The following is a 1,143-nucleotide window of genomic DNA, read 5'->3' on the forward strand; positions in this document are numbered from 1 at the left end:
GTGCTGGCGGCGGCGTCCACCGCGTCCGCCGCGCAGGGGGCGGCCGCGGCCGCCATCCCGCCGGGGGCGCAACCTTCCGCGCTGGAGCAATTCGTGCTGGCGCAGCCCGCCAGCGACGCGCCGGCCTGGCAGGCGCTGGCCTCGGCCTGGGGCGTGAAGCTGCCCGCGGGGGCGGACGCTTGCGCCACCTTGCCGCGCGAGGGGCTGCGCTGCTACCGCAATCGCCGCGCGGGCCTGAACCTGGTGCGGCAGATCGACCGGCCCGTGCTGCTCGCGCTGTATCCGTCGGATGAAGCCGAGGCCCCGGTCTCCGTGCTGCTGCGCGGCCTGGACGGCGAGACCGCCACGCTGGAAGGCGGCGGCCGCACGCTGCGGGTGCCGGTGGCCGAACTGGCGCAGGCGTGGCGCGGCGACATCGCCACGCTGTGGCGCGCCCCGGCCGGCATGCCCGATCGCGGCGAGATCAGCGACACCCCGGCCGGCGCGGCCTGGCTGGACCAGCAACTGGCCAGCAAGGCGGCCGGCGGCACGGGCTCCGGAAGCCGGCCTGTGACGCCCGCGCTGCGCCAGTCGCGCATCCACCGCTTCCAGCTGGCCCAGGGCGTGACGCCCGATGGCCGTGCCGGCCCCCTGACACTCATGCTGCTCAACCGCGCCACGGGCGTGAACGAGCCGCGCCTGCGCAACGGAGACTGACCATGTCCTACATCCTTGATGCGCTGCGGCGTGCCGACGCCGAACGCGGCCGGGGGGCCGTGCCGGGCCTGCACTCCCAGGCCGCGCCCGCGGCCGGGGAATTGCCCGCCGTCCACCGGGCGGCGCCGGCCCCGCTGTGGGCCGTGGCGGCGGCGGTGGTGGGCGTGGCCGTGCTGGCGGCCGGTGGTACCTGGTGGGCCCTGCGGCCGCAGGCCCCGGTGGCGACGGCGGTGGCCCCGGCCGCGCCCGCCGTGGTGGCGCCTGCCCCTGCCGCGCCCGCCACACCCACAGCACCTGTCACAACGGCAGCTCCAGTGGCGCCGCCGCCCCCCTTGGCTTCTTCCGTGCCCGCGCCGGCGCCGGCGCCAGAGCCCGCGCTCGCCCGGACGGCCCCGCCGGCGCCCGCACCCGAGCCGCGCCCGGCGGACAGCAAGCGCGCGGCGGACA

At 78.7% G+C, this 1,143-nt stretch carries 2 pseudogenes; both read left to right on the forward strand.

Annotated features, from left to right (window positions below):
* Window positions 1-696 (forward strand): annotated as a pseudogene (locus AC07PV_RS25000) (peptidoglycan-binding protein); the annotation flags it as partial.
* A 2-nt stretch (window positions 697-698) separates the two neighbouring features.
* Window positions 699-1,143: pseudogene (locus AC07PV_RS25005) on the forward strand (general secretion pathway protein GspB); the annotation flags it as partial.

Source organism: Acidovorax sp. GW821-FHT09A11, from assembly GCF_059418365.1.